This window comes from Rhizobium bangladeshense (assembly GCF_001662075.1).
GTDB lineage: Bacteria > Pseudomonadota > Alphaproteobacteria > Rhizobiales > Rhizobiaceae > Rhizobium > Rhizobium bangladeshense_B.
Window position 1 is genome coordinate 468,666 of sequence record NZ_LYPL01000001.1, and the last position, 26,080, is coordinate 494,745.

Genomic DNA, 26,080 nt, shown 5'->3' on the forward strand with positions numbered 1-26,080 from the left:
TTGCCGCAAAACCGCGGCACACTTTTGCGCGACATGCTCTAACAGGACAAAGGGCCGCTTTTTTGAAAGACTGCGAATGGGTTGATTCGCGGTTTGATGGGAGTACGCATGGAGCGGCTTGCGGACAGGGTTATCCTCGTCTGGGGGTTCAAACGGTCGTTGCTGGCCGTTGCCGCAGGGGCATTCGCCGTGCTGGCGCTGCCGCCCTTCGGCTTTTTCGCGGCGATGTTCCTGTCCTTCACGCTGCTCGTCTGGCTGATCGACGGGGCGGCGGCTTCTCCTGAAAGCGGCCTGATCGGCAGGCTGTGGCCGGCCTTTGCGGTCGGCTGGCTATTCGGCTTCGGCTATTTCGTCGCCGGACTCTGGTGGCTCGGCCACGCACTGCTGGTCGATTCGGAGGAGTTCGCCTGGGCGCTGCCGCTCGCCATCCTCGGTCTGCCGGCCGGTCTGGCGATCTTCTACGGGCTGGCTGTTGCCCTAGCCCGCATCTTCTGGTCCGACGGCATGGGGCGGATCGCCGCACTTGCGGCCGGCTTCGGGCTGATGGAATGGCTTCGCAGCGTCATCCTCACCGGTTTTCCCTGGAACGCCATCGGCTACGGCCTGATGCCGGTTCCGCTGATGATGCAGTCGGCGCATGTGATCGGGGCGATGGGCGTCACCGCCCTTGCCGTCTTCGTCTTTTCCGCCCCCGCCCTTGTCGGGACCCGGCAGGGCGCACGCACCGGCATTGCGCTTGCCGTCCTGCTGTTTGCTGCCCATCTCGGCTACGGCGCCTATGCTCTCTATCTGGCGCCGCGGCCCGTGCCGTTGCCCGAGGACAAGCGGCCGGTGGTGCGGTTGGTGCAGCCGACCATCGACCAGGCGGCGAAGATGGATAACGACGCCGATCGCAATGCGATCTTCGAGTCACATCTCAAGCTTTCGGCCGAGGCGCCGAGGAATGGCGGGCGCAAGCCCAATATCATCGTTTGGCCGGAAACCTCGATCCCCTTCATCCTGACCGACAACCAGGATGCGCTGACGCGGATCGCCGATACGCTCGACGACGACCAGATCCTGATCGCCGGCGCGGTGCGCGCCGAGGAGATGGGACCGGGCACACCGGTGCGCTATTATAATTCCATCTATGTGATCGACGGCCGCGGCCAGATCATTGCCGCCTCCGACAAGGTGCATCTGGTACCCTTCGGCGAATATCTGCCCTTCGAAGACCTTCTCACCGAACTCGGCATCCAGAACGTCGTCGAGATTCCGGGCGGGTTTTCGGCTGCCGCAAGCCGGCACCTGCTGGCGCTGCCCGGAGGCCTCAATCTTTATCCGCTGATTTGCTACGAGATCATTTTTCCTGATGAAATGACCGGCGACATAAATGACGCCAACGCCCTTCTCAACCTCACCAATGATGCCTGGTTCGGCATGACGCCCGGCCCCTACCAGCATTTCCTGCAAGCACGGGTGCGGGCGGTCGAGACCGGCCTGCCGCTGATTCGCGACGCCAATAGCGGCATTTCAGCATTGGTGAACGCCCACGGAGAAATAATCGCCGGCCTCGATCTTGGAGAAACCGGCTTCATTGATGCAACTGTCGATAGCCTCGGTGAAGGGTTCGGAACCACATACCCCCACCAGACATACTTCTGGTTGATCGAGGCTCTGCTGATTTTGATTGCGCTGATCTCGCGCGGAGGTTTTATTTTAGGGTTGAATTGACCAAAAACCCCTAAAATTGCATAGTGATGACAATCGGCGTTCCTAACGTATGTTGGAAGGTGGGTTCCCACCGACTGCAACGTGGCGTTTTGGGATGGATCAGGGGCAATGCCGGTTGGACACAGGTTGAAATTCGTAGCTAGGGCACGACCATGATAGAAAACAAGAAAAAGCCGAATCCCATCGACATCCATGTTGGCAGCCGCATTCGCCTCCGCCGAACGATGCTGGGCATGAGCCAGGAAAAGCTTGGCGAAAGCCTCGGCATCACCTTTCAGCAGATCCAGAAGTATGAAAAGGGCACCAACCGCGTCGGCGCAAGCCGCCTGCAGAACATCTCGAGCATTTTGAACGTCCCGGTCTCCTTCTTCTTCGAGGATGCACCCGGCGAACATTCCGGCGCCATCGGCGGCATGGCCGAAGCCTCCAGCTCGAATTATGTCGTCGACTTCCTCTCCTCCTCCGAAGGCCTGCAACTCAACCGCGCCTTCGTGAAGATTTCCGATCCCAAGGTTCGCCGCAAGGTCGTGGAACTGGTCAAGGCGCTCGCGGCCGAAGCCGACGCAGACTGATCACAGCTCCCTTCACAGAATGGAAGGCGGCCGAAAGGCCGCTTTTTTGCGTTTTTGGGGCAAAATTTGTCACTTTGTCGCGGATATAAAGATATATTTATGTCCTTCTGCGCTTGTCATCGGCGCTCGAACTGAGTACCTACTAGCAGGCTTTTATTCTTTGAGGGGAATCCCGGAATGCGCGCGAATTATCTCTTTACCAGCGAATCTGTTGCCGAAGGTCACCCGGACAAAGTGTGTGACCGCATCTCCGACGAGATCGTCGATCTGGTCTACCGCGAAGCGGCCAAGACCGGCGTCAATCCGTGGGGCGTGCGCATTGCCTGTGAAACGCTGGCGACGACCAACCGCGTCGTCATCGCCGGCGAAGTCCGCCTGCCGCCGAGCCTGATGAAGAAGGACAAGGACGGCAACGACGTCATCAATCCCTCGAAGTTCAAGGCCGCCGCTCGCCGCGCGATCAAGGATATCGGCTACGAACAGGACGGCTTCCACTGGAAGAAGGCAAAGATCGACGTGCTGCTGCACTCGCAGTCGGCCGACATCGCCCAGGGCGTCGACAGCGCCGCCGACCAGCAGGGCGACGAGGGCGCCGGCGACCAGGGCATCATGTTCGGTTATGCCTGCCGCGAGACTCCGGACCTGATGCCGGCGCCGATCTATTATTCCCACAAGATCCTGCAGCTGCTGGCGGTCGCCCGCAAGAAGGGTGATGGCGAAGTCGCCAAGCTCGGCCCCGACGCCAAGAGCCAGGTGACCGTGCGTTACGTCGACGGCAAGCCGTCGGAAGTAACCTCGATCGTGCTTTCCACCCAGCATCTCGACGACAGCTGGGACTCCAACAAGGTCCGCGCCGTCGTCGAACCTTACATCCGCGAAGCGCTCGGCGAGCTGAAGATCGCCGATGATTGCAAGTGGTACATCAACCCGACCGGCAAGTTCGTCATCGGCGGACCGGACGGTGACGCCGGCCTCACCGGCCGCAAGATCATCGTCGACACCTATGGCGGTGCGGCCCCGCATGGCGGCGGCGCATTCTCCGGCAAGGACACGACCAAGGTCGACCGTTCGGCCGCCTATGCCGCCCGCTACCTCGCCAAGAACGTCGTCGCCGCCGGCCTTGCCGACCGCTGCACGATCCAGCTCTCCTACGCGATCGGCGTCGCCCAGCCGCTGTCGATCTATGTCGACCTGCACGGCACCGGCAAGGGCGTTTCCGAGGACCAGGTCGAAGCGGCGATCCGCGAGAATATGGATCTGTCGCCGTCCGGCATCCGCCGTCACCTCGACCTCAACAAGCCGATCTACGCCAAGACTTCAGCTTACGGTCATTTCGGCCGCAAGGCCGGCCGCGACGGCTCGTTCTCCTGGGAGCGCACCGACCTCGTCAAGGCGCTGAAGGAAGCCGTCAAGACCAAGGTCGCTGCATGACGGATATGGAACGCCGGGGCCGGGCGACCGAAGCCTTTTTCGGTCGCCGCAAGGGCAAGGCCCTGCGCGAACAGCAGGCTGAGACGTTAAACAGCCTGCTCCCGGCATTCCTCATCGACCTCTCGGCGGCTCCTCCGGAGCCGCTGACCTCCCTCTTCCCGGTTCCCGCCAAAACAGTGCGGCTGGAAATCGGTTTTGGCGGCGGCGAGCATCTGATGCACCGCGCCTTGGAAAGGCCTTCGACCGGCTTCATCGGCGTCGAGCCCTTCGTCAATTCCATGCAGAAGCTGTTGTCGCGCATCGGCGAGACGGGCGCGCGCAATATCCGCGTCTACAACGACGATGCGACACAGCTGCTCGACTGGCTGCCGGACGCGTCGCTCGACCAGATCGACCTGCTCTATCCCGACCCCTGGCCGAAGCGGAAGCACTGGAAACGGCGCTTTGTCTCGAAGGCCAATCTCGACCGCTTCCATCGCGTGCTGAAGCCCGGCGGCCTGTTCTGCTTCGCCTCCGACATCGACACTTATGTGAACTGGACGCTGCTCAAATGCCGCGATCATGGCGGCTTCGACTGGATCGCCGACAATGCGGCCGACTGGCTGACGCCCTACGAAGGCTGGCCGAGCACGCGCTACGAGGCCAAGGCGCGGCGCGAGGGCCGGTCTTCGGCCTATCTGACATTCCGGAAAATCTGAGATTCAACGGCAGCTAAAGGGCAATAGTGACGGGCGTGCCGTGCGGTCCCCTCGTCCGACCCTTGGGGCCACCTTCTCCCCGCTGGGGAGAAGAGAGAGAATGCCGCTTCGGCATCGGCCCCATTTGGACGGAGTGCCTTTAAGCAGACAGGTTCATTTTAGGCAGTGTCTGCACAGCTTGCTCCCTCTTCTCCCCTCGGGGAGAAGGTGGCCCGAAGAGTCGGATGAAGGGCCACAGGCACAGCACCATCGGCGATCAGCCTATCCTGAAGCAGCGTCGCGACAATTAGGCACTTTTTGACGCTCAGTGCAGGCTGACCGTCTTCAGTTCGTCCTCAGCGGCCTTGAAGAAGGTGCTGGAGCGGTTGTCCGTCAAGAGGATCGGCGTGCCGTCGGCGCCGAAGAGTGCCCAGAGATCGACGTTCGGATCGATATCCGGCGCCTCGGGGAAACACTTGGCGACCTCTTCGGTGCGCATTTTTCTGATGTAGGCGACCTCGCCGTTGCCGATGTGGGCAAGCTCGGATTTGGTCAAGTGAGACGTGGCTTCTTTCATCAACATTCCTGTTCCTCCGGAAGAAGGGACCAACGGTTCGACAAACCGTTGTGCTACTGTGAAACCGAAATGTTAATTTTCTTGACCATGCGCGCGGGTTCCGGACGAATTAGATCGACGGAGAGCAGGCCGTTCTTCAGGCCGGCGCCGAGCACCTGCATACCGTCGGCAAGAACAAAGGTACGCTGGAACTGGCGAGCGGCGATACCGCGATAGAGATAATCCCGATCGCCCTGCTCCACCTGGCGGCCGCGGATGACAAGCTGGTTCTCCTCGGTGGAGACCTCGAGTTCCTCCTCGCTGAAGCCGGCGACTGCAAGGGTGATGCGCAGACGTTCCGGCGCGCCGCTGTCGGCGGCGATGCGTTCGATATTGTAGGGCGGATATCCGTCGCTCGCCTTGGAAATGCGCTCCAGCGTCTTTTCCATGGCATCGAAGCCCAGAAGCAGCGGGCTGGCGAAAGGGGTAATGCGGCTCATCTCTTTTCAAGTCCTTGATGCAAGCGACCATCCCGGACCTCAAGCGCAGCATCCGGATGCCGCTAATATGGGGACAGGACCCCGGCGCTGCAAGGCGCAGGCCGCCTGTCGGCGACGCCGCCCCGATTTTTAAGCCCTCTCAAGTTTAAGATGGCCGGCGCCCGCCTGCTTGCTTGACAAAGCGGCTATCGCCTCGCATCAAAACATGCCCGTGGCGAAATGTGCTGATTTGTGACGGGAAATGAACAAGTGGTGCATGCCGCAGCAACCGGCATGGCGAGGACGGGACGGTCGCAATGGCAAGCGCAAGAAAAATCATCATCGACACGGATCCGGGCCAGGACGACGCGGCCGCCATCATGCTGGCCTTCGGCAGCCCCGATGAGCTGGAGGTGCTGGGGATCACGACGGTCGCCGGCAACGTGCCGCTTTCGCTGACCAGCCGCAATGCGCGCATCGTCTGCGAGCTCTGCGGCCGGCCGGAGACGGAGGTTTTCGCCGGCGCCGACAGGCCAATCGCCCGCAAGCTGGTGACGGCGGAGCACGTGCACGGCAAGACCGGCCTCGACGGCCCCGAACTCGCCGAACCGACGATGGCGCTGCAGCCGGGCCATTCCGTCGACTTCATCATCGAGACGCTGCGCCGCGAGCCGGAAGGAACCGTGACGCTCTGCACGCTCGGGCCGCTCACCAATATCGGCATGGCCTTGCAGAAGGCGCCGGACATCGCACCCCGCATCCGCGAGCTGGTGATGATGGGCGGTGGCTTCTTCGAGGGCGGCAACATCACGCCGGCGGCCGAATTCAACATCTATGTCGATCCGGAAGCCGCCGACATCGTCTTCCGTTCGGGCGTGCCGATCGTGATGATGCCGCTCGACGTGACGCATCAGTTGCTGACCCGCAAGGACCGGGTGAAGCGCATGGCGGAGATCGGCACGGCGCCGGCAAAGGCGATGGTCGAAATGCTGGAATTCTTCGAACGCTTCGATATCGAGAAATACGGCTCCGACGGTGGGCCGCTACACGACCCCACGGTTATCGCCTACCTCCTGAAGCCTGAGCTTTTCCAGGGCCGGGACTGCAATGTCGAAATCGAGGTCCGTTCGGAACTCACCGTCGGCATGACCGTGGTCGACTGGTGGCATGTGACGGATCGCAAGCGCAATGCGAAGGTGATGCGCCATGTCGATGCGGACGGCTTCTTCGATCTTTTGATCGAACGCTTCGCCCGCATCTGATTTTGTCTTTCCTTCTCTAAAGCGCGTCGCGATCTTTCAGATTCGCTTGCCGCGCTTTCGTCTCTTATTTTCTCGCATGTCGTTATCGCAAAACCGCTGCACACTTTTGCGCGACATGCTTTGGCGAAAGAGAAGGAAAGCGATCTCAGGCGTCCTTCTCATCGAAGACGGAATTGGTTTCGGCTTCGGCCGGCTTCGGGCCGCCCTTGGCGACACCGACCATGGCCGGGCGCAGCACGCGCTCGCCGATGGTGAAGCCCGCCTGCACGACCTGGACGACCGTGTTGTTCGGCACCTCGGGGTTCGGCACCTCGAACATCGCCTGATGAAAATTCGGATCGAACTTCTGGCCGACCGGCTCCAGCTTGCGCACACCATGGCGCTCGAGCGCCGACAGCATGGCGCGCTCGGTCATCTCGACTCCTTCGATCAGCGTGGTCAGGCCGGCATCGGCCGTGGCCTTGGCCTCCGGAGAGATGGCATCCAGCGCGCGGCGCAGATTGTCGGAGACGGCCAGCATATCGCGGGCGAAACCGGCGACGGAATAGGACTTGGCGTCCTTGACCTCGCGCTCGGTGCGGCGGCGCAGATTGTCCATCTCGGCGGCAAGGCGCAGGTAGCGGTCGCGCAGCTCGCTGTTTTCGGCTTTCAGAAGCTCAAGCGGGTCTGGCTGGGCGGTCTCTTCCTGCACGGTATCGTTCTCGACGTAGGCGGCGGCGTCGGCTGCGGAATCGGCCGCAGTTGCGTCAGGTCCGTTTTTCGTCGTTTCATCGATCATGACGGTCTCCGGTTGGTGTCTTCAGATGCGCCCGATATCGAGGTTTGACCGAAAAAAATCAAGTCTGCGTGACAAAGAAGCGAAAATTCCGCGGAGTTGCGCGCTAATGCATGTCGCCCGGAAGTGTGCCACGGTTCCGGGATAACGACATGCATCTAAACAAAGGGCTGATGCGCGTCAAAGCGGATTGCGCGAAAGGCGGGAGACGAGCTGGGCGGTGTAATCCACCATCGGCACGATGCGGGAATAATTGAGCCGCGTCGGGCCAATGACGCCGACGGCGCCGACGATCCGGTCGTCATCGTCACGATAGGGGGCGACGATCAGCGATGAGCCCGACAGCGAGAAGAGCTTGTTTTCCGAGCCGATGAAGATGCGCACACCCGAGCCGCTTTCGGCCAGATTGAGGATCTCGATCAGGCTGTCCTTCTTTTCGAGATCGTCGAACAGCATGCGCAGCCGGTCGAGATCCTCGGCGCCTGCGAGTCCCTCGAGCAGGTTGGCGCGGCCGCGAATAATCAGCTGAGCGGGCTTTCCTTCGTCCGGGCTGCCGGCCCGGACGGCGATGCCGCGCTCGACCAGATCGCGCGACAGCGCATCGAGCTCGTGGCGGACATCATCCTTTAACTGGCTCAATTGTTTGCGCAGCTCCGGCAGGGTCTGGCCGGACATGTGCGCATTGAGGAAATTTGCCGCCTCCGTCAGCTGCGAGGAGGTGACACCAGCCGGCAGCTCGATGATGCGGTTTTCCACCTGGTCGTGATCGCCGACGAGCACAGCGAGCGCCTTTGTCGGCTCGAGCCGGATAAACTCGACATGTTTCAGCACCGGATCGCTTTTCGAGGTGATGACGAGGCCAGCGCCGCGCGAAATGCCCGACAGCATGCGGCTCGCCTCATTCATCATCGATTCGACAGGATTGCCGCCGCTTTCAGCCCGCACCTGACGGTCGATATTAGCGCGCTCCTCGGCGGAGAGATCGCCGATCTGCATGAAGGCATCGACGAAGAAGCGCAGGCCGATCTGGGTCGGCAGCCGGCCGGCGCTGACATGCGGCGAATAGATCAGCCCGAGCTCTTCGAGATCGCTCATGACGTTGCGCACCGAGGCCGGCGACAGCGACATCGGCAGGAGGCGGGATAGATTGCGCGAGCCGAGCGGTTCGCCGCTTTCCAGATACCCTTCGACGATGCGGCGAAAGATTTCCCGGGAGCGCTCGTCCAGCACGGCAACGGCATCCGAAACCGACGTCGACCTGATGCCCATGAACCTCTCGAACCCACACTGATGATGCTTCCCGAAAATATAGTCAAACTCGCCCCCGTGGCAAAAGGGAATTTGCAAATGGGCGCTGCCAATCGTAGAAGCGGTCAGCAACTCCAGGAGATAAGAATGCGGCCTTCAGGCAGAAAAACCGACCAGATGCGCAAGGTCTCGTTCGAGCGCAACTTTTCCAAGCATGCGGAAGGCTCCTGCCTGGTGAAGTTCGGCGATACCCATGTGCTCTGCACCGCAAGCCTCGAGGACAAGACCCCGCCGTGGCTGCGCAATACCGGCAAGGGCTGGGTGACGGCCGAATACGGCATGCTGCCGCGGGCGACCGGCGAACGCATGAAACGCGAGGCCGCGGCCGGCAAGCAGGGCGGCCGCACCCAGGAAATCCAGCGGCTGATCGGCCGGTCGCTACGCGCCGTCGTCGATCTGCAGGCGCTCGGCGAACGGCAGATCACCCTCGATTGCGATGTCATCCAGGCCGATGGCGGCACGCGGACCGCGTCGATCACCGGCGGCTGGATCGCGCTTTACGATTGCCTGAAATGGATGGAAAGCCGCAACATGATCAAGGTCGACCGGGTCCTGAAGGATCATGTCGCCGCCATCTCCTGCGGCGTCTTCGCCAGCCAGGCGGTGATCGACCTCGACTACCTCGAGGATTCCTCGGCTGAGACCGACGCCAATTTCGTCATGACCGGCGCCGGCGGCATCGTCGAGATCCAAGGCACGGCCGAAGGCACGCCGTTTACCGAAGAGGAATTCACCTCGCTTATGGGTCTTGCCAGGAACGGCATCGGCGAACTCGTCGCCCTGCAGAAACAGGCGATTGCGGGATGAACCCCATGCTGGAAGGCATGCTGGAAACGGCGCTCTATGCGCGGGATCTCGATGCGGCCGAGGTCTTCTACGAAGACGTTCTCGGACTTGAAAAGATCACCCGTGCGGCCAACCGGCATGTCTTCTTCCGCTGCGGCCCCGGCGTGCTGCTGATCTTCAACCCCGAGGAAACGGTCAAGCCGCCGGCGCCCAATGCCCTGCAGGTGCCGCCGCACGGCACGCGCGGCGAAGGCCACGCCTGCTTCCGGGTCGCCGGCCACAATATCGATGCGATGGCCGAACGGCTGAAAGCGGCAGGGGTGGCGATCGAATCCGAGGTGCATTGGCCGAACGGCGGCCGCTCGATCTATTTCCGCGATCCGGCCGGCAACAGCCTGGAATGCGCGGAGGCCAAAATCTGGGGCATCGAACAGGATATCTGAATGCGCAAGCTTGAAACGAAGACCATCGTCGTCGCCAGTCACAATGCCGGCAAGATCCGCGAGATCCAGGAACTGATCGGGCCGCTCGGCTTCACCGCCAAATCGGCCGCCGAGCTGAATTTCGTCGAGCCCGACGAGACCGGCACCAGCTTCGAGGAAAACGCGACCATCAAGGCGGTCGCCTCTGCCAATGCCGCCGGCATGCCGGCGCTGTCGGACGATTCTGGGCTAGTGGTCGACGCGCTCGGCGGCGATCCCGGCGTCTACACCGCCAATTGGGCGGAAAGAGCCGACGGCACGCGCGATTTCGACATGGCAATGGCGAAGGTGGAAAAGGCGCTGCAGGATGCAGGCGCCACCATGCCTGAACAGCGCACCGCGCGTTTCGTCAGCGTGCTGTGCCTCGCCTGGCCGGACGGACATACAGAGCTCTTCCGCGGCGAAGTGGAGGGCAATGTCGTCTGGCCACCGCGCGGCACGCAAGGCTTCGGCTACGATCCGGTCTTCCAGCCGAAGGGTTACGGCGTTACCTTCGGCGAGATGAGCGGCGAGGAAAAACACGGCTGGAACATCGGCAAGCCGCAGGCGCTGTCGCACCGGGCGCGCGCCTTCAAACTCTTCGTTGAAACCTGCCTGGAGGCATAAGGTCACCACGTGGACAATTTCGATACGCCAGGATCCTCGCGCGATGCGGCGCTGCTGCCCGATACCGGCGAGCCCGGCTTCGGCGTCTATGTCCATTGGCCCTTCTGCGCGGCGAAGTGTCCTTATTGCGACTTCAACAGCCATGTGCGCCACCAGCCGGTGGATCAGGAGCGCTTTGCCGCCGCCTTCCTGAAGGAGACGGCGGCGGTGCGGGCGATGAGCGGGCCGAAGACGGTGACGAGCATCTTCCTCGGCGGCGGCACGCCCTCGTTGATGCAGCCGGAAACGGTCGCCGCCATTCTCGACGGGATTGCCCGGCACTGGCACGTGCCTGATGGTATCGAGATCACCATGGAGGCCAATCCTTCCAGCGTCGAGGCCGAGCGCTTCCGCGGCTACCGGTCGGCCGGCGTCAATCGCGTCTCGCTCGGCGTGCAGGCGCTTGATGATCGCGACCTGAAATTTCTCGGCCGGCTGCATGATGTCGCCGATGCGCTGAAGGCGATCCGGCTCGCGCGCGACATTTTTCCGCGCATGTCCTTCGATCTCATCTATGCCCGGCCGGACCAGACGGTCGAGGAATGGGAAAGGGAGCTAAAGCAGGCGATCTCCTACGCGGTCGACCATCTTTCGCTCTATCAGCTGACCATAGAGGAAGGCACGCCCTTCTACGGCTTGCACAAGGCGGGCAAGCTGATCGTGCCGGATGGCGAGCAATCGGCTGTGCTCTATGAAGCGACACAGGAGATCACGGCGCGTGAGGGGATGCCCGCCTATGAGGTTTCCAACCACGCCACGCCGGGTGCGGAGAGCCGGCACAATCTGACCTACTGGCGTTACGGCGACTATGCCGGCATCGGGCCGGGCGCGCACGGCCGGCTGACGCGCGGCCGCGAGAAGATCGCGACGGCGACCGAGCGCAAGCCGGAAGCCTGGCTCAAGATGGTCGAGCGCGACGGCCACGGCATTCTCGACGAGGAACGGTTGGGTTATGAGGAACAGTCCGACGAATTGCTGCTGATGGGGCTACGGCTCCGGGAAGGTGTCGATCTCGCCCGCTGGCAGCAGCTTTCCGGCCGCGAGCTCGACCCGAAGCGCGAAGAATCCCTGCTTGAGCATAAATTCATCGAGAGGATCGGCAATTCACGGCTGCGCTGCACGCCGGCCGGCATGCTGATCCTCGATTCCGTCGTCGCCGATCTCGCCTGCTGACATCGGCAAGCAGCGTTTCCGGCGCGGCGATAACCTTACCGCCGCGCCGATATCTTTTCAGCCGTGGTTGGTGGCGCCCGCCTTGAACAGGCTGCCGGTCGGCGTCTTCAGGAACATCTCCAGCGGAATATGCTCCTGGTGCAGGAAGCCGGTCGCCGGCAGCAGCCCGTCACGGACCATCTCGATGACGGCGACGACCGAAGCCGATGTCGTCCAGGCGATCGCCGTGCGGCGCGCGCCGGCAATCTCGATCGGATAATAGGCGCGCACGAACTCCTTGCGGCGCAGGCTGCCGTTCTCCGTCCCCTCGGCGGCGACATGAACATAGACGACATCGTCTTCGACGGGCGGCTTGGCATTGGTCAGGATCTCTCCGGCGAGTGCGCGCTTGTCGCGCATCAGAAGCTCATGGAAGAAGAAGTTCATCAGCTCCATATGGCCCGGATAACGCATGGTCTTGTAGTCGAGATTGTCGATCTTGCCGAGCATGGTGTCGCACATGGTGCCGAGACCGCCCGAGGTGGTGAAGGCTTCGAGCTTGACGCCGCCGACATAGATGGTCTCGTGCCATTCCATCGGCGAGACCAGCTTGCGCACCCCGCCCTCGATGACTTCGCAATCGTTCAGATATTCGTTGACGACGCCCTCTGGCGACCAGTTGAAGGCATAGCCGAGCAGACCGGTCGGATGCTGCGGCAGGGCGCCGACGCGCATGCGAATCGAGCGGCAGCGCTCGAAGCCGTCGGCAAGGCTTGCGCCGACAATGCCGACGAAGCCCGGCGCCAGGCCGCATTGCGGCGCCATCAGGCCGCGGGCCGTCTTCGACAGTTCGATGATGAAGTTGGTTGTGGGAACGTCTTCGGTCAGATCGAAATAATGGATGCCGGCAAGATGGGCGGCGCGGGCCAGTTCGATGTTCAGATGGTAAGGAAGGCAGGAGAGCACCGCCTCGACAGTGGAGAGCAGTTCGCCAATGACCTGAGCGTCGGAAATATCGCCGCTGCGGCACTTGAAGGGCAAATCGCCCAACGGCAATTGCGCATCGACGCCGATGACCTCGAAGCCGCCTTCATGCAACAGCGTCGCCGCCAGCCGTCCGACCTTGCCTAGGCCGAGAACGGCAATCTTTTTAAAACTCATGCATATCCTCCCACGCGCCCGCTTCGGCGCTTTCATTTTGTCCGATGCGCGCCGCTCCAAATCGGACGTGCACGGGATGGCCGGAGGTATAGAATAAAAAGCTTATAAAGGAAAACGGCCGGAATCGCTCCCGACCGCCGAATGTCCTCGAAAATCCACCACTTATTCGTTGATCAGCCGCTTCAGCAGCTCGATTTCGTGCGAAAGCTTGGTGTCGCCCGATATCAGCTCCTCGATCTTGCGCACGGCGTGCAGCACGGTCGTGTGATCACGCCCGCCGAAACGACGACCGATCTCGGGGAAGGAGCGCGGCGTCAGCGTTTTCGACAGATACATGGCGATCTGGCGCGGCTTGACGATGACGCGGGTGCGGCGATTGGAGACCAGTTCCTGGCGCGAGACATTGTAGTGCCTGGCGACGATGCGCTGGATATCCTCGATGCGCACACGGCGCGGCTCGCCGGAGCCGACGAGATGGGCAAGCAGTTCGTCGACGCGCTCGATCGACAGGTTGGGCTCGAAGGAGCGACGGAAGATCAGCTGGTTGAAGGCGCCTTCGAGTTCGCGGCCGCTGGCCGTGATGTTGCGGGCGACGTGCTGGAGCAGGTCAGCCGGAATTTCGAGCGACGGATCTTCGAGCCGGGCGGCCGCAAGGCGCCGCTTGAGGATTTCGAGACGCATTTCGTAATCCGGCGCATCGAGTTCGATTGCCACACCGCCCTGCAGGCGCGAGCGGACGCGGGGATCGAGCGATTCCAGCTCCCAGGGAGCGCGGTCGGCGGCGACGACCACCTGTTTGGCGCTGTCGAGCAGCATGTTGAGGAGATGGCAGAATTCGTGCTGGATCATCTTGCCCTGCAGGAACTGCATGTCGTCGATGATCAAGAGGTCGATATTGCGCAGCGAATCCTTCAGCGTCAGCGCGTCGTTGTCGCGGATCGCGGTGGCGAAGCGCCACATGAAATATTCCGCCGTCAGATAGACGACGCGCAGCGCCCGCGGGTTCTGCACCGCCGCATTGGCGATCGCCTGCAGCAGGTGCGTCTTGCCGAGCCCGACCGTCGAATGGACGAAGAGCGGATTAAAGCGCACGGCGCCGGAACCGGCCTCAGCAATCGTCTTGGCAGCCGCAAGCGCGACGCGGTTGGAGCTGCCTTCCACGAAGGTTTCGAAGGTGAAACGGCTATCGAGCGGCGAACCGAAGAGCGGCGAACCAAAGCTTGCCGGCCTTGCGGCGGCAACAGCCGAAACCGCCTGCTGGACGGCCTGGCCGGCCGGCTGGGCGCTTGGCTGGCGGCGCATCTGCGCGGGAGCAGCCGGCTCGGGCTGGACCACCTCGTCGGCGGCCTTCATGCCGCTGCGCGTCGCCGTGCGCACCAGGATTTCGATCTTCAAGATTTCCGGATCTTCGGCCTGGAACAGACCGGTGATGAGATCGAGATAACGATTGTTGATCCACGACTTCAGGAAGGTCGTGGGAACCGACAGGCGAACGACGCTCTTCGATACCGAATGCAGCTTCAACCTGGCAAACCAGCTGGCATAGACATCAGGGCCGACCTGGGCCTTCAAGCGCGCGCTGACGCGCTCAAACAATATGCTCTGCTTCATTTCCGCCTTTGCTTCCCCCATTTCCAGGCGAATGGAGCCGAACGCCTGCGGTGCCGCATCCCCGTTGTCGTGCCCGCCTGCCGTCATCGTATTCATCTGCATAATGCCGCCTTTCAATTCCACCGGGCGGCCTCCGCTAAAACAGCCGCCCGAGCATTCCCCGCCTTTGACGGGCTGGCGGCATCCTCATGAAGCCACTCGCCTGCCGGTTCACTCAAACATGGCGCAGAACACCGGTGCAGGTACCGCGTTCATGCGGCAACCTTCATCGGCTTCCGTGCCAGGCTGGCGGTCGATCCTCGTTTTCGGCCGACCAGCCCGAACGCAATATTACTATCCCTATCCGGCAGCTCACGTTAAACGTGTGGTTGCCATAGGCACAAAACATCCCTGCCCCGTAACAGCCACGTTACGGCTCAAATCCGTCGAGTGCTTGAAAAAACGGAAGCGCAAGGCTCCGTAACAAATGGCACAAACTTATCGCCCTGCCGACGTGGCAGTTAAGACCGAGCCTCTGCAGGTGATGTCCGCGCCCTTTGTTGGAAGCCATTTAGGCAGGATCAAATGGCAAGATCAACGATGAATTTTACGCAAAATTAAGATGCGGCCATTGACTCCGCCCGGCCTTTTCGGGCGTCACACCAGCGTCAAAAAAGAATCGCTTTTGAATCAAGGAGATTCCCCATTCGGGCTATTTTGACACGCAAAGAAAGAAAAAAAATAAAAATCCTCTTGACTCGCCCAGGGTCCCCGGAGTGCAGGCCAGAGTCGCGCAGCGCGAAAGCATCCTTGCGCAAGCCATTGTTTTTCAAAGACTTTTCCTGTCATGGCGTTGACACGAAACAGTCGTGCGATTAACCATGAAGACGCCAATCAGCGGAATCGAAAAAGCCCGGTAAAATTACCGGGCTAATCATAACGAGGAGGTCGTTAACGGAAGATTACGCGGTCGCGGAGACCGAAAGAGCCTTCACACGAGCGGCCAGGCGCGAGACCTTGCGCGATGCCGTGTTGGAGTGCAGCACGCCCTTGCTGGCGGCGCGGGCAAGCTCCGGCTGAGCGGCCAGGAAAGCGGCCTTCGCCTTGTCGACGTCACCGGATGCGATAGCCTCTTCGACCTGGCGAACGAAAGTGCGAACGCGCGAGCGACGAGCCTTATTGACGTCGGTACGGCGGGCGATCTTGCGGGTCGCTTTTTTCGCCGAAGTTGTATTGGCCATGGATGCCTCTCTCAAGAATTCGAACAAACTCCGCCATTACCGCGGGCCCTGCGGCCACAAAATCCAGCAATGCGGGAGCAATCGCGGAAAACCAGAGCGGCTTTCCGAACCGTGGGCGGGCATATAACCCTAAAGCCGGCCCACGTCAACGTGGATTTTCAAGTTCCAGCCGGAAGCGCCGAAAAGAATTCAACGGTGCTTAAAGGCAGGTTTGCGCTTCTCGACAAAGGCCGTCATGCCTTCTTTCTGATCATCGGTGGCAAAGAGACTGTGGAACAGGCGGCGCTCGAAGCGAAGCCCCTCCTCCAGCGTCGTCTCGAAGGCACGGTTGACCGCCTCCTTGGCCATCATCACCGAGGGCTGCGAAAGGGAGGCGATCTTTTCCGCCGCGGCAAGCGCCTCGTCGAGAAGACGCTCGGGCGCCACCACACGCGAAACGAGTCCCGATCGTTCGGCTTCCGCCGCATCCATCATCCGGCCGGTCAGGACAAGATCCATCGCCTTCGCCTTGCCGACGGCGCGCGTCAGCCGCTGCGAGCCGCCCATGCCGGGGATGACGCCGAGGGTGATTTCCGGCTGGCCGAATTTCGCCGTTTCCGAGGCGATGATGAAATCGCACATCATGGCCAGCTCGCAGCCGCCGCCGAGGGCAAAGCCGCTGACGGCGGCGATGACAGGCTTGCGCGCCTTGGCGATGTCGTCCCAGCCGCTGATGAAATCACTCTTATAGATGTCGGCGAACTGGAGCGACTGCATCTCCTTGATATCGGCGCCGGCGGCAAAGGCGCGTTCGGAGCCGGTGATGACGATCGCGCCGATCGCCTCGTCGGCATGGAAGCCGGCGTAGGCCGCCTTCAGCTCCTTCAGGACGGTGGAATTCAATGCATTCAGCGCCTGTGGGCGGTTCAGCGTGACGAGGCCGATATTGCCTCGGGTTTCGACGATCAGCGTCTCGTAAGCCATGCAGTTCTCCCGGTTCTCTCTTATTTCTGGCAGGCGGCGCAATAGAAGGTGGAGCGACCCGCCTGCACGATACGGGCGACCGTACCGCCGCAGCCGGGCGTGCCGCAAGCCTGACCTTCGCGATCATAGACCGAGAAGGAATGCTGGAAATAGCCGAGCGATCCGTCCGTCTGGATATGGTCACGCAGCGACGATCCGCCGGCGGCGATCGCGTCGGTGATGACGTCGCGGATCGAGGCGACGAGCAGGCCGAGCTTTTCCTTCGGCTTGCCGCCCGGAGTGACCAGGGTGCCGGCGGCGCGGATGGGCGAAAGATGCGAACGCCATAGCGCTTCGCAGACATATATATTGCCGAGACCGGCAATGTTTTTCTGGTCGAGCAACGCGCTCTTCAGTGGCTGCGCCTTGTCGCGGAACCGTTCGGCGAGATAGGCGGCGCCGAGCTCGTTTCCCGTCGGCTCCGGGCCGAGATCGCGGAAGAAGGGATGAGCAGAAAGATCGGCGCGCCCGACAATATCCATAAAGCCGAAGCGGCGCGGATCGTTATAAACAACGCGGCGCGGGCCACCGCCACCTTCGAGGTGGAAGATGACGTGATCGTGCTTCTCGTCTTTAGAACGGGCATGGTGGAATTCGCCCGGTGTTTCGGAAGCGGCCCCCTCCTCGATACGGAAGGAACCGGACATGCCGAGATGGGAAATCAGCGTATTGCCGTCGTCGAGATCGACCAACAGATATTTGGCGCGGCGGCCTAGCCCGATAATGGTGCGGCCGGAAACCCTGTCGGCCAGGGCAACGGGAAAGGGGAAGCGCAGATCCCTGCGGCGCAGCTCCAGTCTCGCGACCCGGGCCCCCTCCATCGCCGGCGCCAGCCCGCGTTTGACCGTTTCGACTTCTGGCAATTCCGGCATCTTAACCCATCTATATCGAACGTGTTTCAACCGAGGACGATGTGCGCTATAGCGCCAGTGAGCCGCGGAGAGCGCGGCCCAGTGATAACGTCGCGCGCGGTCTTTCGCTATGGCCGCCGTGCCCGAATCTTGAAGGAACGGAGCAGCCTGATGTCAGAAAGCCGCACTTCCGCCGATGGCGGCATGGAGACCTCCTACGGCTTTCGCGAAGTGCCCGGCGGCGAGAAGCAGGGCATGGTCAACCAGGTGTTCCACAAGGTCGCCAAACGCTACGACATCATGAACGACGTCATGTCGATGGGTATGCACCGGGTCTGGAAGGATGCGATGATCGCCGCGCTCAATCCGCGCAAGGAACCGGGCTACAAGGTGCTGGACGTTGCCGGCGGCACCGGCGACATCGCCTTCCGCATCGTCGAGGCTTCCGGCCGGCAGGCGCATGCCACCGTGCTCGACATCAACGGCTCGATGCTCGGCGTCGGCGCCGAGCGGGCGGAAAAGAAAAAGCTGTCCGGCAATCTCACCTTCGTCGAGGCCAATGCCGAAGAGCTGCCCTTCGAGCCCGCCAGCTTCAACGCCTATACGATCGCCTTCGGCATCCGCAACGTGCCCCGGATCGACGTCGCGCTGGCTGAGGCCTATCGTGTACTGAAGCGCGGCGGCCGGCTGCTGGTGCTCGAATTTTCCGAAGTCGACATGCCGCTGCTCGACAAGATCTATGACGCCTGGTCGTTCAACGCCATTCCGCAATTCGGCAAGGCGATCACCGGCGATGCCGAACCCTACCAGTATCTGGTGGAATCGATCCGCAAGTTCCCGAACCAGGAGAATTTCGCGGCGATGATCCGCCAGGCCGGCTTTTCGCGCGTCAGCTACACCAATTATACCGGCGGCATCGCCGCACTGCATTCCGGCTGGAAGCTCTGAGGGATGATTAGAGCTATATGTTTTCGCTCATTCCTGTGCTCGTCACAGGAATCCAGCGCAGCCCGGTCCCGGGCTGCATGGGACTCTTTCATACTTCCTGACTCATTCACCGCGCAGACGCGCGGTGGCTGGATTCCTGTGAAATCCCTTGGGCAAAGCCCGGAGGGCGCAGGAATGAGGGTAGAGAGATTGGCCACGCTTATACAAGCAGGCAAGTCTGCATGAGCACTTTCGGAGCATATCTCAGGCTCGTCCGAGTCGGCTGGATTCTCGTGCGCGAAGGGGTGATCTCGGCATTGCCCTCCGAGGGGCTGCCGCCCTCGATCAGCCTCGCCAAATCCTTCGTCGGCCTATTTGCGCGCAGCCGCGCCAAGGCGATCAAGCGCAGCGACCGGCTGGCGCAGGCCGTCGAGCGGCTTGGCCCCTCCTATGTGAAGATCGGGCAGTTCCTGGCAACGCGGCCGGATGTCGTCGGCGTCGAATTCGCCAACGACCTGTCGCAGCTGCAGGACCGGATGGCCTTCTTTCCCTCGGCTGCGGCAAAGGCGAATATCGAAGGCTCGCTCGGGCGGCCGATCGGTGAACTCTATGCGAGCTTCGGCGAGCCGATCGCCGCCGCCTCGATCGCCCAGGTCCACCCGGCCGAAGTCGAGACATCGCAGGGCCGCAAGAAAGTCGCCGTCAAGATCGTACGACCCGGCGTGCGCCAGCGTTTTGCGCACGACATCGAGGCCATGTACCTCGTCGCCCATATGCAGGAGCGCTTCATGCCGTCCAGCCGGCGGCTGCGGCCGGTCGAGGTGACGAAGACGCTCGAACAGACGACAAAGGTGGAGATGGATCTTCGCCTGGAGGCAGCAGCGCTTTCGGAGATCGCCGAAAACACCGACAGCGATCCCGGCTTCCGCGTACCGAAGGTCGACTGGGAGCGCACAGGCCGCGACGTCATCACCATGGAGTGGATCGACGGCACGAGAATGTCTGATGTCGAGGGGCTGCGCGCCGCCGGCCACGATCTCAACCTGCTTGCCGACACGCTGATCCAGTCGTTCCTGCGCCATACGCTGCGCGACGGCTTCTTCCATGCCGACATGCATCCGGGCAATCTCTTCGTCGATGCCGGTGGCATGATCGTCGCCGTCGACATGGGCATCGTCGGGCGGCTCGGCAAGAAGGAACGGCGGTTCCTCGCCGAAATCCTCTATGGTTTCATCACCCGCGATTACATCCGCGTCGCCGAGGTACATTTCGAGGCGGGCTATGTGCCTGGACATCACAATGTCGAGAGCTTCGCCCAGGCCATCCGGGCGATCGGCGAACCGATCCATGGGCAGCCGGCCGAAACGATCTCGATGGGCAAGCTCTTGACGCTGCTGTTCGAAGTGACCGAACTCTTCGACATGGCGACCCGGCCGGAACTGGTGATGCTGCAGAAGACCATGGTCGTGGTTGAGGGCGTGTCACGCATGCTCAACCCCCGCTTCAACATGTGGAAGGCCTCCGAGCCTGTCGTCGGAGACTGGATTCGCAACAATCTCGGGCCGAAGCGGATCGCCACCGATCTCAAGGATGGGCTGAAGGCGGCGGTCAAGCTTGCCGAAGCCGTGCCGGAAATTGCGGCGAAGACCGAAAAATTCCATCATCAGCTGCTGCATATGAGCGAGCACGGCCTGCGTTTCGACGAGGAGACAGCCGAGGCGATCGGCAAGGCGGAAGCACGGCACAACCGCTCGGCCAGGGTCGCGCTGTGGGTCATCGCATTGACGCTTCTCTATATTGCCTGGATGCTGAGCTGACCGCCTCTCGATAACATGCTGTGTTCGGCATTTAGGATATCCCATGTGACGGAGGGCTCGCTTAGTCTCACCGTTAGAGCATGATGCCGAAAAGTGTGAGCGGTTTTCGGGCGACACATGCTCTGGCTCTTTAATTTAGAACAGGATTCAGATTTTCGGCCGGACCGGCCTAAAATCATCGTGTTCTAGGAGATCTGGCACATGCAGCACGAACGCCCTGGCATCGAACTTTCCGGACGACCGCTCGGTTTCGCCGAGATGGTGACCATCGGTGCGGGCAAGGCGACGATTTCTGCTTCGGCAACCGGCATGGCCCGCATCGCCATCGCCCGCGAGATCGTCGAGGATGCGATTGCTTCGGGCATGCCGGTCTATGGCTCGACAACCGGTGTCGGCGCGATGAAGGATGTGGAGTGGTCGGCCGACGAACTCGACACTTTCAATCTCGGCCTAGTGCGCGCCCATCATTTCGGTACCGGCACGCCGTTTTCCTGCAACGTCGTGCGCAACGCCATGGCGATCCGCGTCAATACGGCGCTGACCGGCCAAGTCGGCTGCACCCCGGAGCTGATCGAGGCCTATATCAGGATGCTGGAGGCCGATGTCGTCCCGGTCGTGCGCCGCACCGGCTCGATCGGCTGCGCCGATATCGGCCTGATGGGGCAGATCGGCGCAGTGCTGACCGGCGTCGGCGAAGCAGTCTATCGCGGCAAGCGGATGCAGGCCGCCGACGCCTTCCGGGCGGCAGGGCTGGAACCGGTGCGGATGGCGCCGCGCGACAGCCTCGCCTCGCTCAGCATCAATGCGGTGAGCTTTGCCGCAGCTGCGGAAACGACACGCAATGCGGCTGCCTCGATCCGCATCCTGCTGGCGACGGCGATGATGGCGGCCGGTGCGCTCGGCGCCTCCCGCGATCCCTGGAAAGCCGTCCGCCATGTCGGCACGGCGCGCGAGGCGCTGATCGGCGCCTGGCTCTGCAATGCGTCGGAGGACTGGAACTGGCCGGTTGCAACACATGTGCAGGATCCGCTCAGCCTGCGCATGATCGCCCAGGTGTTCGGCGCCGTCATCGAAAACCTGCTGTCAACAGGCCACAAGATCCTTGCCGCCACCGGCCGCTCGGACGACAATCCAGTGGTGGTGGAAGGCAGGGTGATGACCTCCGGCGGATCGCTGCCGCTCGATGTGACCATTCTGCTCGAATCGGCCGCCCTCTGCATGGCGCATGCGGCGCGCAACGCCTTCAACCGCTGCGTCATTCTCGGCAACGGCCAGCGGCGCGACTTGCCGGTCAATCTCGTGCCCCCGGGACGGATCGCCACCGGCTTCGGGCCGATCATCAAGCTTGCCGGCGAGATCTTCTCGCGCGTCCTGTCGATGTCCGGTCCCGTTTCGGCGCAGTCGCTCGTCGTTGCCGCCGGCCTCGAGGACGAGGCGGCCTTCCTGCCGCTGGTCATCGAACGCTTCGAACGGCAGATGCAGGCGCTGAAGCGGCTTGCGGCACTCGAGGCACTGCTCTCGGCCCAGGCAATCGACATTCTCGGAGACGAACCGAAGGGCGTCGCCGGCATGCTTTATCAGGTCGTGCGCAAACACGCGGCTTTTTATACCGTCGACCGGCCGCTTTCGGCCGAGGTGGAGGCGATCGAGGAAGAGCTCGGATCGGACCATTTTCTGGCAAAACTGATCGAGCAGGTGCCGATCGCCTCCTTCGACGATTTCTTCGCGCTCGGCTCGCCGGAACCCATCGAGGAGCGGCTGGCCAGCCGAACAGGATGATGTCAGGCCAGGGCCTGAAAATCCGGATCCTGTTCTACATTAACCAGTCGGGGCATGAATGCCGTGCGAAAGCAGCTCGCGCTTTGGCATCCTGCTCCGGCCGGCAACGGTCTGACTTCAGTTAGGAGGAAGCGGCATGGACTTCGATCTCGTTCTGCAGGGCACGGTGGTGCTGCCGGACCGCATTCTCGAAGAGGGCTATGTCGCCGCCCGCGACGGCAAGATCGCCGAGGTCGGCCTCGGCGTGCCGCCTGCGGCGCGCGAACGGCATCTGCTCGGCAGAGCGCTGATCCTGCCCGGCGCCATCGACGCCCAAGTGCATTCGCTTTCCCAGAAGGACCAGGAGGACTTCATCTGGTCGACGCGGTCGGCAGCGGCCGGCGGCGTGACCACGATCGTCGACATGCCCTATGACGAGGGTGATCTCGTCTCCTCGGCGGCGGCGGTCAAACGCAAGATCGACCATGCCGGGCAGCAGGCGCGCGTCGACTTCGCGCTTTACGGCACCGTCGATCCGGAAGAAGGCCCGGCGCGGATCTGCGAGATGGTCGAGGCGGGGGTTGCGGCTTTCAAATTCTCGACTTTCGGCACCGACCCCAAGCGCTTTCCGCGCATCCCGCCGGCCCTGCTCGACGCCTGCTTTGGCGCCATCGCGCCGACGGGGCTGACAGCAGGCGTGCACAATGAAGACGACGAGGCGGTGCGCAGCTACATGGAACAGGTGAAGGCGAGCGGCATCACCGATTGGCGGGGGCACGGCCTGTCGCGGCCACCGATCACCGAACTCCTGGCGATGCACACGATCTTCGAAACGGGTGCAGCCACCGGCTGCCCGGCGCATGTGGTGCACTGCTCGCTCGGGCGCGGCTACGATATCGCCCGCGCCTATCGGCGTGACGGTTTTGCGGCGACCGTCGAATGCTGCATCCATTATCTGACGCTCGATGAAGAGAACGACGTCAAGCGCCTCGGCGGCAAGGCGAAGATCAATCCTCCGCTGCGGCCGCGCGCCGAGGTGGAGACGCTCTGGCGGAAGGTGGCCGACGGCGACGTCTGGCTGGTTTCGACCGATCACGTCAGCTGGTCGGAGAACCGCAAGACCAATCCCGAGATGCTCGCGAACGCATCCGGCGTGCCGGGCCTCGAGGTGATGATGCCGCTTTTCGTCAAAGGCGCCATCGAGCGCGGCATTCCACTGACGTGGGCGGCCAGGCTGATGGCGGAGAACCCAGCGAAGCATTTCCGGCTCGACCATATCAAAGGGGCGCTGACGCCGGGCAAAGATGCCGATATCGCCGTGCTGGAACCGCGGGAAAGCGTCTATGATGCGTCGGCAAGCGGCAACAATGTCGTCGGCTGGAGCCCCTATAACGGCATTGCCCTACCGTGGACGGTGGCGGCCACCTACCTGCGCGGCCAAACGATCGCCGAGGGCGGCAGGGTGCTGGCCAAACCCGGCACTGGCCGGTTCGTCCGGCCGCCGTCGCGCCACGTCATTGCGGGAGCCGGTGCATGAGCCGCAATCTTCCCGTCAATGCCAACCGGATCGCTGAGGATATCGAGGCGCTGGCGGCGATCACCGAGCCGGGGCATCCCTGGACGCGGCGGGCCTTCTCGCCGCTCTTTCGCGAAGGCCGGAGCTATCTCGAAGCGCGGATGAAAGCGGCCGGACTGGAAACGCGGATCGACGCGGCCGGCAATCTGATCGGCCGGCGCACCGGCCGCAAACCATGGCTCGGCACGATCATGCTCGGCTCGCATTCCGACACGGTGCCGGACGGCGGCCGCTTCGATGGGATTGCCGGCGTGATCGCGGCGCTTGAGGTGGCGCGTGCGCTCAGCGACCAGACCATCGAGCTCGACCACGATCTGGAGATCGTCGATTTCCTCGCTGAAGAAGTCAGCATCTTCGGCGTCTCCTGCATCGGCAGCCGCGGCATGACCGGGCAACTGCCGGAGGCCTGGCTTTCGCGCGTCAGCGGCGATCTTGATCTTGCTGGAGGTATTGTCCAGGTGGGCGGCGAGCCTGGTGTCCTGGCGCAGCAGAAGAGGCCTGACATAGCGGGCTTTCTCGAGCTGCACATCGAGCAGGGGCCGGTGCTCGAAGCCGAACGGAAGGATATCGGCATCGTCACCGCGATCGCCGGCATCACCCGCATCGAAATTGCCGTCGAGGGACGGGCCGACCATGCCGGCACGACGCCGATGGACCGGCGGGCGGATGCGCTGGTGGCGGCATCGCAGCTGGTGCTCGACATCCGCAACGCCGCCGCCGAGCTGGCCAAGACGCCGGGGCATTTTGCGGCGACGGTCGGCGAATTCAGGATCGAGCCGAATGCCGCCAATGTCGTGCCGTCGAAGGTCGTGCTGCTGATCGACGGGCGCGCGGAAATCCGCGCCGATATGGAGGCCTTCTGCCGCTGGCTCGACGGCCATGTCGAAAAGCTCGCGACCGCCTATGGCGTGAGGATCGAGGCGCCGACCCGAGTATCCGACAATCTGCCGACGCCGGGCGATGCCAGGCTGCTTTCGACGCTCGAGGCCGCCTGCGAGCGCGTCGGCGCGAAACATCGGCGCATGGCCTCGGGCGCCGGACACGACACGGCATGGATCGCCAAGGTGGCGCCGGCGGCCATGATCTTCGTGCCCTGCCGGGCAGGCCGCAGCCATTGTGCCGACGAGTGGGCCGACAATGACGACATCGCGCTCGGCGCCGCCGTGCTGTTCGAGGCGGCGCGCGAGTTGGACACGGATTCGAAGCGGGAGAAGGCTGATGGGACGCATACTGGTTGAGAAGGACGTCGAAGCCGCCGTCAAGGGCGGCTCCGTCTATGCCGCCGGCGGCGGCGGCTGGGCCGATCACGGGCGGATGCTCGGGCTTGCGGCCGTCAATACCGGCAAGCCGGAGCTGGTCTCGATCGACGAGCTGCGGGACGATGACTGGATCGCGACGGCTGCTGCCATCGGCGCGCCGGCCTCCACCACGCCCTGGGAAATGCAGGGCATCGATTATGTCAAGGCCGTGCAGCTCCTGCAGGAGGCGCTGGGCGAAAAGCTTTCCGGGCTGATCATCGGCCAGAATGGCAAGTCCTCGACGCTGAACGGCTGGCTGCCGTCGGCGATCCTCGGCACCAAGGTGGTCGATGCCGTCGGCGATATCCGCGCCCACCCCACCGGCGACATGGGCTCGATCGGCATGGCGGCCTCGGCCGAGCCGATGATCCAGACGGCCGTCGGCGGCAACCGGGCCGAAAACCGTTATATCGAACTCGTAGTGAAAGGGGCGACGGCCAAGATCTCGCCGGTGCTGCGTGCCGCCGCCGATCAATCCGGCGGCTTCATCGCCAGCTGCCGCAACCCGCTGCGCGCCTCCTATGTCCGCAGCCATGCGGCGCTCGGCGGCATCTCGATGGCGCTTGCGCTCGGAGAGGCGATCATCGCGGCGGAGAAACGCGGCGGGTCCGCCGTCATCGACGCGATCTGCAAGACGACGGGCGGGCACATCCTCGCCGAGGGCGTCATATCTCGAAAAGAGGTCGTCTACACCAGGGAAGCCTTCGACATCGGCACGGTCATTGTCGGTTCGGGGGCAAAATCGGTGACGCTGCATGTGATGAACGAATATATGGCGGTGGACGATGCCGATGGCGGGCGGCTTGCCACCTTCCCCGCGGTGATCACCACGCTGTCGCCCGAGGGTGAGCCGCTCAGCGTCGGCCAGCTTAGGAACGGCATGCAGGTCTTCATCCTGCATGTGCCGAAAGATATCATTCCGCTGTCGGCAAGCGTGCTCGATCCGACCGTCTATCCAGTCGTCGAAAAGGCGATGGGGATCGAGATCGCCCGCTACGCATTGGAAACGAAGGCCTGAGCC

24 protein-coding genes are annotated in these 26,080 nt (G+C 62.6%); 15 read left to right on the top strand and 9 right to left on the bottom strand.

All coding sequences use genetic code 11. The annotated features are described in order from the left end of the window. Positions 1 to 108 precede the first annotated feature (108 nt). From lnt to trmB, 4 genes are all read left to right on the top strand, one after another. Complete coding sequence (lnt, locus tag A7X77_RS02270; protein WP_064681384.1) at positions 109 to 1,713, top strand: apolipoprotein N-acyltransferase; 1,605 nt, start codon at positions 109 to 111, stop codon at positions 1,711 to 1,713. 152 nt (positions 1,714 to 1,865) lie between these two features. Beyond that, positions 1,866 to 2,285, top strand: coding sequence for a helix-turn-helix domain-containing protein (locus tag A7X77_RS02275; RefSeq protein WP_004679846.1), 420 nt, complete (start codon positions 1,866 to 1,868; stop codon positions 2,283 to 2,285). Between the two features lie 177 nt (positions 2,286 to 2,462). Further along, the gene (gene metK, locus A7X77_RS02280) at positions 2,463 to 3,716 is read left to right on the top strand and encodes a methionine adenosyltransferase (RefSeq protein WP_064681385.1); all 1,254 of its coding nucleotides are present in this window, start codon (positions 2,463 to 2,465) and stop codon (positions 3,714 to 3,716) included. Then, a complete protein-coding gene (trmB, locus tag A7X77_RS02285; RefSeq protein WP_064681386.1) occupies positions 3,713 to 4,414 on the top strand; it encodes a tRNA (guanine(46)-N(7))-methyltransferase TrmB in 702 nt (233 codons plus the stop codon). The genes metK and trmB overlap by 4 nt, the downstream gene beginning before the upstream one ends. A gap of 304 nt (positions 4,415 to 4,718) precedes the next feature. Here trmB and A7X77_RS02290 read toward each other — a convergent pair whose 3' ends face one another. After that, positions 4,719 to 4,976 (bottom strand): DUF1150 family protein, encoded by a 258-nt coding sequence (locus A7X77_RS02290; protein ID WP_008524631.1) that lies wholly within the window; start codon positions 4,974 to 4,976, stop codon positions 4,719 to 4,721. A gap of 47 nt (positions 4,977 to 5,023) precedes the next feature. After that, positions 5,024 to 5,449, bottom strand: coding sequence for an Hsp20 family protein (locus tag A7X77_RS02295; RefSeq protein WP_064681387.1), 426 nt, complete (start codon positions 5,447 to 5,449; stop codon positions 5,024 to 5,026). Positions 5,450 to 5,745: 296 nt separating this feature from the next. Here A7X77_RS02295 and A7X77_RS02300 point away from each other — a divergent pair, with 296 nt between their 5' ends. Beyond that, on the top strand, positions 5,746 to 6,690 hold the full coding sequence (locus tag A7X77_RS02300; RefSeq protein WP_064681388.1) for a nucleoside hydrolase: 945 nt from the start codon (positions 5,746 to 5,748) through the stop codon (positions 6,688 to 6,690). 145 nt (positions 6,691 to 6,835) lie between these two features. Here A7X77_RS02300 and grpE read toward each other — a convergent pair whose 3' ends face one another. Then, the gene (grpE, locus tag A7X77_RS02305) at positions 6,836 to 7,468 is read right to left on the bottom strand and encodes a nucleotide exchange factor GrpE (protein ID WP_038686462.1); all 633 of its coding nucleotides are present in this window, start codon (positions 7,466 to 7,468) and stop codon (positions 6,836 to 6,838) included. Between the two features lie 177 nt (positions 7,469 to 7,645). Continuing rightward, positions 7,646 to 8,734 carry a heat-inducible transcriptional repressor HrcA gene (gene hrcA / locus A7X77_RS02310; RefSeq protein WP_064681389.1) on the bottom strand — a complete coding sequence of 363 codons (1,089 nt, stop codon included), beginning with the start codon at positions 8,732 to 8,734 and terminating at the stop codon, positions 7,646 to 7,648. 126 nt (positions 8,735 to 8,860) lie between these two features. On the opposite strand from hrcA, the gene rph reads away from it, so the two are divergent. The 4 genes from rph to hemW are packed head-to-tail and all read left to right on the top strand — an operon-like array spanning position 8,861 to position 11,859. Beyond that, positions 8,861 to 9,580, top strand: a complete 720-nt coding sequence (gene rph / locus A7X77_RS02315; RefSeq protein ID WP_064681390.1) for a ribonuclease PH — start codon at positions 8,861 to 8,863, stop codon at positions 9,578 to 9,580. Next, the gene (locus A7X77_RS02320; RefSeq protein ID WP_064681391.1) at positions 9,577 to 10,002 is read left to right on the top strand and encodes a VOC family protein; all 426 of its coding nucleotides are present in this window, start codon (positions 9,577 to 9,579) and stop codon (positions 10,000 to 10,002) included. Before rph ends, A7X77_RS02320 begins: the two co-directional genes overlap by 4 nt. After that, positions 10,003 to 10,647, top strand: a complete 645-nt coding sequence (rdgB, locus tag A7X77_RS02325) for an RdgB/HAM1 family non-canonical purine NTP pyrophosphatase (protein WP_064681392.1) — start codon at positions 10,003 to 10,005, stop codon at positions 10,645 to 10,647. It abuts the gene before it with no gap. Between the two features lie 9 nt (positions 10,648 to 10,656). After that, positions 10,657 to 11,859 carry a radical SAM family heme chaperone HemW gene (gene hemW / locus A7X77_RS02330; RefSeq protein WP_064681393.1) on the top strand — a complete coding sequence of 401 codons (1,203 nt, stop codon included), beginning with the start codon at positions 10,657 to 10,659 and terminating at the stop codon, positions 11,857 to 11,859. Between the two features lie 57 nt (positions 11,860 to 11,916). On the opposite strand, the gene A7X77_RS02335 is transcribed toward hemW, so the two are convergent. The 5 genes from A7X77_RS02335 to mutM all read right to left on the bottom strand — a co-directional run bounded on the left by A7X77_RS02335 (position 11,917) and on the right by mutM (position 17,704). Beyond that, complete coding sequence (locus A7X77_RS02335; protein ID WP_064681394.1) at positions 11,917 to 12,999, bottom strand: saccharopine dehydrogenase family protein; 1,083 nt, start codon at positions 12,997 to 12,999, stop codon at positions 11,917 to 11,919. 162 nt (positions 13,000 to 13,161) lie between these two features. Beyond that, entirely contained in the window at positions 13,162 to 14,712 is a 1,551-nt protein-coding gene (dnaA, locus tag A7X77_RS02340) for a chromosomal replication initiator protein DnaA (RefSeq protein WP_064681689.1), read from the bottom strand. Between the two features lie 839 nt (positions 14,713 to 15,551). Then, positions 15,552 to 15,830: a 30S ribosomal protein S20 gene (gene rpsT / locus A7X77_RS02345; RefSeq protein ID WP_064681395.1), complete on the bottom strand. Its 279-nt coding sequence runs from the start codon at positions 15,828 to 15,830 to the stop codon at positions 15,552 to 15,554. Between the two features lie 189 nt (positions 15,831 to 16,019). Then, entirely contained in the window at positions 16,020 to 16,793 is a 774-nt protein-coding gene (locus tag A7X77_RS02350) for an enoyl-CoA hydratase (protein ID WP_064681396.1), read from the bottom strand. A gap of 20 nt (positions 16,794 to 16,813) precedes the next feature. Beyond that, the gene (gene mutM, locus A7X77_RS02355) at positions 16,814 to 17,704 is read right to left on the bottom strand and encodes a bifunctional DNA-formamidopyrimidine glycosylase/DNA-(apurinic or apyrimidinic site) lyase (protein WP_064681397.1); all 891 of its coding nucleotides are present in this window, start codon (positions 17,702 to 17,704) and stop codon (positions 16,814 to 16,816) included. A 150-nt stretch (positions 17,705 to 17,854) separates the two neighbouring features. On the opposite strand from mutM, the gene ubiE reads away from it, so the two are divergent. From ubiE to A7X77_RS02385, 6 genes are all read left to right on the top strand, one after another. Continuing rightward, complete coding sequence (ubiE, locus tag A7X77_RS02360) at positions 17,855 to 18,631, top strand: bifunctional demethylmenaquinone methyltransferase/2-methoxy-6-polyprenyl-1,4-benzoquinol methylase UbiE (RefSeq protein WP_064681398.1); 777 nt, start codon at positions 17,855 to 17,857, stop codon at positions 18,629 to 18,631. A gap of 221 nt (positions 18,632 to 18,852) precedes the next feature. Next, positions 18,853 to 20,427, top strand: a complete 1,575-nt coding sequence (ubiB, locus tag A7X77_RS02365; RefSeq protein WP_064681399.1) for a 2-polyprenylphenol 6-hydroxylase — start codon at positions 18,853 to 18,855, stop codon at positions 20,425 to 20,427. Positions 20,428 to 20,628: 201 nt separating this feature from the next. After that, entirely contained in the window at positions 20,629 to 22,206 is a 1,578-nt protein-coding gene (locus tag A7X77_RS02370; protein ID WP_064681400.1) for an aromatic amino acid lyase, read from the top strand. A gap of 136 nt (positions 22,207 to 22,342) precedes the next feature. Beyond that, a complete protein-coding gene (locus A7X77_RS02375) occupies positions 22,343 to 23,722 on the top strand; it encodes a dihydroorotase (protein ID WP_064681401.1) in 1,380 nt (459 codons plus the stop codon). Beyond that, the gene (locus tag A7X77_RS02380) at positions 23,719 to 24,999 is read left to right on the top strand and encodes a Zn-dependent hydrolase (protein ID WP_064681402.1); all 1,281 of its coding nucleotides are present in this window, start codon (positions 23,719 to 23,721) and stop codon (positions 24,997 to 24,999) included. The genes A7X77_RS02375 and A7X77_RS02380 overlap by 4 nt, the downstream gene beginning before the upstream one ends. After that, complete coding sequence (locus A7X77_RS02385) at positions 24,980 to 26,077, top strand: DUF917 domain-containing protein (RefSeq protein WP_064681403.1); 1,098 nt, start codon at positions 24,980 to 24,982, stop codon at positions 26,075 to 26,077. Before A7X77_RS02380 ends, A7X77_RS02385 begins: the two co-directional genes overlap by 20 nt. The last annotated feature ends 3 nt before the right edge of the window (positions 26,078 to 26,080 follow it).

Coding starts and splice junctions, on each gene's coding strand:
- lnt (WP_064681384.1), top strand. CDS start 109: ATGGAGCGGCTTGCGGACAGGGTTATCCTCGTCTGGGGGTTCAAACGG.
- A7X77_RS02275 (WP_004679846.1), top strand. CDS start 1,866: ATGATAGAAAACAAGAAAAAGCCGAATCCCATCGACATCCATGTTGGC.
- metK (WP_064681385.1), top strand. CDS start 2,463: ATGCGCGCGAATTATCTCTTTACCAGCGAATCTGTTGCCGAAGGTCAC.
- trmB (WP_064681386.1), top strand. CDS start 3,713: ATGACGGATATGGAACGCCGGGGCCGGGCGACCGAAGCCTTTTTCGGT.
- A7X77_RS02290 (WP_008524631.1), bottom strand. CDS start 4,976: ATGTTGATGAAAGAAGCCACGTCTCACTTGACCAAATCCGAGCTTGCC.
- A7X77_RS02295 (WP_064681387.1), bottom strand. CDS start 5,449: ATGAGCCGCATTACCCCTTTCGCCAGCCCGCTGCTTCTGGGCTTCGAT.
- A7X77_RS02300 (WP_064681388.1), top strand. CDS start 5,746: ATGGCAAGCGCAAGAAAAATCATCATCGACACGGATCCGGGCCAGGAC.
- grpE (WP_038686462.1), bottom strand. CDS start 7,468: ATGATCGATGAAACGACGAAAAACGGACCTGACGCAACTGCGGCCGAT.
- hrcA (WP_064681389.1), bottom strand. CDS start 8,734: ATGGGCATCAGGTCGACGTCGGTTTCGGATGCCGTTGCCGTGCTGGAC.
- rph (WP_064681390.1), top strand. CDS start 8,861: ATGCGGCCTTCAGGCAGAAAAACCGACCAGATGCGCAAGGTCTCGTTC.
- A7X77_RS02320 (WP_064681391.1), top strand. CDS start 9,577: ATGAACCCCATGCTGGAAGGCATGCTGGAAACGGCGCTCTATGCGCGG.
- rdgB (WP_064681392.1), top strand. CDS start 10,003: ATGCGCAAGCTTGAAACGAAGACCATCGTCGTCGCCAGTCACAATGCC.
- A7X77_RS02335 (WP_064681394.1), bottom strand. CDS start 12,999: ATGAGTTTTAAAAAGATTGCCGTTCTCGGCCTAGGCAAGGTCGGACGG.
- dnaA (WP_064681689.1), bottom strand. CDS start 14,712: ATGCAGATGAATACGATGACGGCAGGCGGGCACGACAACGGGGATGCG.
- rpsT (WP_064681395.1), bottom strand. CDS start 15,830: ATGGCCAATACAACTTCGGCGAAAAAAGCGACCCGCAAGATCGCCCGC.
- A7X77_RS02350 (WP_064681396.1), bottom strand. CDS start 16,793: ATGGCTTACGAGACGCTGATCGTCGAAACCCGAGGCAATATCGGCCTC.
- mutM (WP_064681397.1), bottom strand. CDS start 17,704: ATGCCGGAATTGCCAGAAGTCGAAACGGTCAAACGCGGGCTGGCGCCG.
- ubiE (WP_064681398.1), top strand. CDS start 17,855: ATGTCAGAAAGCCGCACTTCCGCCGATGGCGGCATGGAGACCTCCTAC.
- ubiB (WP_064681399.1), top strand. CDS start 18,853: ATGAGCACTTTCGGAGCATATCTCAGGCTCGTCCGAGTCGGCTGGATT.
- A7X77_RS02370 (WP_064681400.1), top strand. CDS start 20,629: ATGCAGCACGAACGCCCTGGCATCGAACTTTCCGGACGACCGCTCGGT.
- A7X77_RS02375 (WP_064681401.1), top strand. CDS start 22,343: ATGGACTTCGATCTCGTTCTGCAGGGCACGGTGGTGCTGCCGGACCGC.
- A7X77_RS02380 (WP_064681402.1), top strand. CDS start 23,719: ATGAGCCGCAATCTTCCCGTCAATGCCAACCGGATCGCTGAGGATATC.
- A7X77_RS02385 (WP_064681403.1), top strand. CDS start 24,980: ATGGGACGCATACTGGTTGAGAAGGACGTCGAAGCCGCCGTCAAGGGC.